At 58.2% G+C, this 952-nt stretch carries 2 protein-coding genes; both read left to right on the top strand.

The window, feature by feature from the left end:
- Nucleotides 1-199: hypothetical protein (locus D8676_RS27530; RefSeq protein ID WP_183097268.1), on the top strand; the 199-nt coding region annotated here is incomplete at its 5' end.
- Nucleotides 200-265: 66 nt separating this feature from the next.
- Complete coding sequence (locus D8676_RS26550; protein WP_121584107.1) at nt 266-775, top strand: lipocalin family protein; 510 nt, start codon at nt 266-268, stop codon at nt 773-775.
- Nucleotides 776-952: the final 177 nt, after the last annotated feature.

Below are 952 nucleotides of genomic sequence, written 5' to 3'. Positions count from 1 at the left end.
TCTAATGCCGCGTTTGCCGGCGCGGGATCAATTCGACGAGCGCACTAACGCGGTGAACGACAATCGGCCGCCCGCCGGCGCCGACAACATTGGCGTGGACAGAAAGGGCACGCGTGGCAGCAGTGTCATGCGGCTTCTGCTTGCAGTGTTGCTTCTTCTCGCGCTCGGCGCGGTGGTCGTGATCATGCGAACTAGCTGAAGGCCTCGCAAATCGGCTTGGAACTATGCCAGCACGCTCGCGTTCAGCGCTCCACGGAGACTTTACATGACCGAAGTAACCGCAATTCCAAAGCTTGATCTCAACAAGTATCTTGGTCGTTGGTATGAGATTTGCCGACTTCCCCTCAGATGGGAGGACGAGACTGCTACAGACATTACCGCCACGTATTCGCTCAACGGTGACGGAAACATCAAGGTCGACAACAGATGTTTCGACGAAGACGGGAAGCCATCACAGGCAATCGGCGAGGCTGAGCCCGTAGACGACACAAACTCTCGCCTGAAGGTCACCTTCCTGCCCGAGTATGTTCGATGGCTCCCGTTCACCAAGGGCGACTATTGGGTGCTCAAGATCGACCCTGCTTACAGCACGGCCTTGGTCGGGACGCCGGATCGGAAATACCTCTGGGTACTTTCGCGCCAGCCCCAAATAGCTGACGACACGAAGGCCGAATTCCTCGCCGAAGCGCGGCGTCAGGGCTTCAATCTCACCAACTTGATCACCCCGCGGCACACCGGCCACGAAGTTACCGACGAGATGATCAGCCAAGAATAGCGTCACCGAGTTTGGGGCGCCACATCCCTTGCCACTCTCCTGGAGCGGCACGCGTGTTGGCCTAGCTTGGATCAGTGACTAATTGTCGTACAGCCGCCGCCTAATTCGATTTTTCGCTGGCACGGTGATGCGGGTCCTCGCCGGCCTGGCGCTTCTTCTGCTCCTCATCACCAGCCA

Origin of the sequence: Mesorhizobium sp. YM1C-6-2, from assembly GCF_003666685.1 — a bacterium.
GTDB lineage: Bacteria > Pseudomonadota > Alphaproteobacteria > Rhizobiales > Rhizobiaceae > Mesorhizobium_K.
Note: the sequence above shows the minus strand (reverse complement) of the source record. Positions and strands in the feature narration are given on the sequence as shown.

Bases quoted from the DNA above. Each gene is read 5' to 3' on its own strand.
- D8676_RS26550 (WP_121584107.1), top strand. From the start codon at position 266: ATGACCGAAGTAACCGCAATTCCAAAGCTTGATCTCAACAAGTATCTT.